Source organism: Streptomyces colwelliae (assembly GCF_048158785.1).
Lineage (GTDB): Bacteria > Actinomycetota > Actinomycetes > Streptomycetales > Streptomycetaceae > Streptomyces.
Window position 1 is genome coordinate 1 of sequence record NZ_JBLTJC010000612.1, and the last position, 3,978, is coordinate 3,978.

4 protein-coding genes are annotated in these 3,978 nt (G+C 73.5%); 2 read left to right on the plus strand and 2 right to left on the minus strand.

The window, feature by feature from the left end:
• Together ACNFOC_RS51930 and ACNFOC_RS51935 are read right to left on the minus strand one after the other, a co-directional pair.
• The coding region (locus ACNFOC_RS51930) for an ABC transporter permease subunit (protein ID WP_416965954.1) at positions 1-1,825 on the minus strand (1,825 nt) is incomplete at its 3' end.
• Between the two features lie 8 nt (positions 1,826-1,833).
• Positions 1,834-2,310 carry a hypothetical protein gene (locus ACNFOC_RS51935; protein ID WP_416965952.1) on the minus strand — a complete coding sequence of 159 codons (477 nt, stop codon included), beginning with the start codon at positions 2,308-2,310 and terminating at the stop codon, positions 1,834-1,836.
• 122 nt (positions 2,311-2,432) lie between these two features.
• Here ACNFOC_RS51935 and ACNFOC_RS51940 point away from each other — a divergent pair, with 122 nt between their 5' ends.
• A complete protein-coding gene (locus ACNFOC_RS51940; protein WP_416965955.1) occupies positions 2,433-2,987 on the plus strand; it encodes an MTB12 C-terminal domain-containing protein in 555 nt (184 codons plus the stop codon).
• The coding region (locus tag ACNFOC_RS51945) for an ABC transporter substrate-binding protein (RefSeq protein ID WP_416965953.1) at positions 2,956-3,978 on the plus strand (1,023 nt) is incomplete at its 3' end. The genes ACNFOC_RS51940 and ACNFOC_RS51945, both read left to right, overlap by 32 nt.

Consider the following 3,978-nt stretch of genomic DNA (forward strand, 5'->3'; position numbering starts at 1 on the left):
CCCCCAACGGCGTGAGCCGCACCCTCCGCCGAAGGCGGAGCCGTTCCGCCGCCGCGCGCAACGCCTCGTACGGCCCTCCAGGAAACCGCCCCACGCACACCGCCAGCACCCCGATCAGCGCCGCCGCCACCCCGCCGCGCGCCCCCGCGTCCAGCCCGACCAGCAGAGCCGCGGCGGCCAGCGCGCCCAGAGTGCTGTCGGCGCCCAGGACGACCACTGCGGCGAACCACAACAAGCCCCGGACGGGGTCGTAGGCCGAGGGGTCGAAGGCGCGCAGGCCCATGCCGAGCATGCCGCCGCCCAGGGCGGCCAGCGCGGCGCCCGCGACGAACGCCAGGAGTTTCAGGGACGGGACCCGCACGCCCGCCGCGGACGCGCCCTGTTCGTGGTCGCGCAGGGCGGCGAGCGCGCGGCCCGTGCGGCCCCGGCGCAGGGCGTGGGTGGCGAGCAACGCGGCTGCCAGGAGGGCGAGTTCGAGGACGTAGTAGGCGCGGTCGCCGTCGAAGCCGGACGGGCGGGCGAGCGACAGGCCCGACGTGGCGTACGGCTGGGCGAAGACGAAGCGGCTGACGCCGACGCCGACCGCGAAGGTCGCGAGGGCGAGGGACAGGCCGTGGCGGCTGATCGCGGGCCAGCCGGTCAGCAGGCCCAGGGGAGCGACCAGGAGCACCGCCAGCGCCAGCGCGGCCAGTTCGGGGAGGCGGGGCAGGCCCGGGAAGCGGCCCGCCGCCAGCAGCGCGGTGAACAGGGCACCCAGGCCCGCGTACGCCGCCTGCCCCAGCGAGAGCTGCCCGCCGCGCCCGGTGACCACCACCAGGGACAGCAACACCACGCCCAGCGCCGGGACTTGGACCGAGGTGTGCAGGTCCGAGCCCGCGAAGCCGAGGGGGAGGAGGAACAGCACCGCGGCCACGATCCAGGCACCGGGAGGCGTCGCGACGCGGGCGGTCGCCGTACGCGGGAGGGCGTCCTTCGCGCCGAGCCCCGGCAGTACCAGCGCCGCCACCAACAGGGCGACCACGAACAGGTTCGCGCCCGCCGTCTGCACCAACTGCCCACCCCAGCCAGGCAGATGAAGCCGCGTCAGCTGGCTCTGCCCGACCCCGATCCCCAGCGCCACCACCACCGCGACCGGCAGACTCCGCATCCGCGCCGCCACCGCGACCGCCACCACCTCCATGACGAGCAGCGGCAGACCGTACGGGTCCAGGCGCACGTACGGCGCGAGGAGCACGCCTGTCAGGCCCGCCGTGAAGGACCCGAACGCCCAGCCCGCCGCGGCCACCCGGTCCGCGTCCACGCCACCCAGTACAGCGAGTCGGCGATCGTCCACGACGGCCCGCAGCTCCCGCCCGAAACGCGTCCACCGGATCACCGCCCCGACCCCGGTGGCCAGCACGAGCACCACCGCCAACTGCCCCCAGGGATCGGCCGGCACCAGCACCGGCGCGTCGTCCCGCGCCCCCTGGCCCCACACCAGCGCGGCCCCGCCGACCAGCAGCACGAACACCCCGATGGACGCGACCAGCGTCTGCGCCGGATCGCCGCCCAGGACCGCTAACGGCCGGAAGACGAACCGTTCCAGCGCCACCCCGATGCCCGGCGCCACGAACAGCAGCGTGACGACAGCGCCCAGCCACAGCGGCCAGCCCCACCCGACCACGCACTGCCGCAGCACGTACGCGCACACCATCGCGATCGCCCCGTGCGCGAAGTTGAGGACGCCGGTCGCCCGGTACGTCACGATCAGGCCGATCCCGGTGAGCGCGGCGGCGCTGCCGACCGAGAGCCCGGCGAGGGTGAGGTCGTAGGTGAAGGTGGACATCGAGGTCATCAGTCGTCGGCTTCGGCGGGTTCGCAGATCGGGCAGGGGCTCAACTCGCCGTTCGCCACCAACTTCGCGTCCACCGGCACCGCTTCGGGCTTCCCGGAGACCAACGGGCAGTCCGCGCGGTGCCACAGCGTGCCGCCCGGCACCATCAGCAGGTCCCCGCTGACCGCCACGGGCGCTGCGGCGGCCCGCGCGGACTCCTCGACGTCGGCGGCCTCGGCGGCCACGAGAAGGCCGTACAGCTCCTCCACGCGCGCTGCGGCGAGGGCGTTGCGTCCATGGGTGAGCAGGACCGCGGCGGCGACGATCAGCGCGGCGCCGGGGATCGTGCAGGAGACCAGGTAAGGGAGTTGGCGTTCCGCGTAGCGCTCGCCGGAGACGCCGTACCAGCCGATCACGCACAGGACCGCGCCGGCGGCGAGCGCGGCCCAGCCGGCCCACAGGGCGGGGTGCACGGTCCGCAGTCGGGCTGTCCGCATTTACGGCCCCCACACGTCGGGTGTCTGTCCATGCCGGCCAATGGCTTGCACTATGCCTTCTGACACCTGACCTGAAAACACCGGGCGAGCACGGCCCGGAACGACACCCGGCGGTGAGCCAGATGGTTCTCGGGAGCGACCTCAGGCGAACGAACACACGGCGGGGACGGGGTACTTCGGCGGCAGCCGCCCTGGTCCTCGTGCTCGGCCCGGCCCTCGCGGCCTGTAGCGACGACAGCGGGGGTGGCGGCAGCGCACCGCCGCCCACCCCGTCCGTCGAGCAGACCACGAGCGCACCGGCGACCGCGCCCGCCGACCCGGCCGCCGCGACGACACAGATCAAGGCCAACTGGAAGAAGTTCTTCGACCCGGCCACCTCCGGCGCGGACAAACAGGCCGTCCTGGAGAACGGCGACCAGATGGGCCCGGTCCTGAAGGCCTTCAGCGGCGACAAGCGCGGCGGACAGGTTCAAGCGGACGTCCAGAAGGTCGAGTTCACTTCGGCGGCCAAGGCGACCGTGACGTACAGCCTGACCCTGAACGGCGCCACCGCCCTGCCGAACGCCTCCGGGACGGCCGTCGAGCAGGACGGCACCTGGAAGGTGTCCGTCAACACTCTGTGCGCGCTGGTGGCGTTGAGCGGCGATGCCTCGCAGTCGCCCGGGGCGGGCTGCTGAGGCCGCTGTCGCGGTGCTGCTGCTCCTCGCGGGCACGGCCTGCGGCAGCCGCCTCCCGGAGAGCGACTTCGAGCACGGCGACACCCGTACGCCCGCGCCCAGCAGCGGTACGCCGATCCGGGTCGGCATCATCACCAGCGCGACCAGCCCGGTCGGCGGCGACACCTTCACCGGCCCCCGTGACGGCGCCGAGGCGTACTTCGACCGTCTCAACGCGCGCGGGGGCATCGACGGACACCCGGTCCAGGTGCGGCTGTGCGACGACGGCGGCAGCGGTGTCGGCAACAACGCGTGCGTGCACCGACTGATCGACGAGGACAAGGTGGTCGCCCTGGTCGCCACCACCGCCCTCGACTACGCGGGCGCCTCCCGCGTCTCCCACGCGCGCGTGCCCGACATCGGCGGCCAGCCCATCGGCGCCGCCTACGACACCTGGCCGCACATGTACGGCATCTACGGCAGCCTCGCGCCCCGCGCCGGGACACCGGGCTGGGGCGGGAAGCTGTACGGCGGCACGGAGGTCTACCGGTACTTCAAGCGGGAGCGGGGCGCCCGTACCGCCGCCGTCGTGTCGTACAACCAGGCCGCGTCCGCCGCCTACGCCCGGCTCGTCGAGCAAGGGCTGAAGGCGGAGGGCTACAAGGTCGTCACCGAGCAGGTCGACTTCGCGCTGCCCAACTTCCGTGCCGCCGCTGCGGACCTGAAGCAGCAGGGCGCCGACCTCGTGTTCGACGCCATCGACACTCACGGGAACGCCCAGTTGTGCGCGGCGATGGACGAGGTCGGCGCGAAGGTCATCGCCAAGGTGACGAACGTACAGAACTGGACGTCCACCGTCCCCGAGGACTACAAGGACTCCCCGCGCTGCCGCAACGCGCTGTGGGCGACCGGGTCAAGCCGCGACTTCGACGACACGTCCCAGGAAGCCGTACGGGAGTTCCGGGACGCGACGAAGGGGCTGACGACGCACTCCCAGTGGCAGGTGGAGGGG

Coding starts and splice junctions, on each gene's coding strand:
- ACNFOC_RS51935 (WP_416965952.1), bottom strand. CDS start 2,310: ATGCGGACAGCCCGACTGCGGACCGTGCACCCCGCCCTGTGGGCCGGC.
- ACNFOC_RS51940 (WP_416965955.1), top strand. CDS start 2,433: ATGGTTCTCGGGAGCGACCTCAGGCGAACGAACACACGGCGGGGACGG.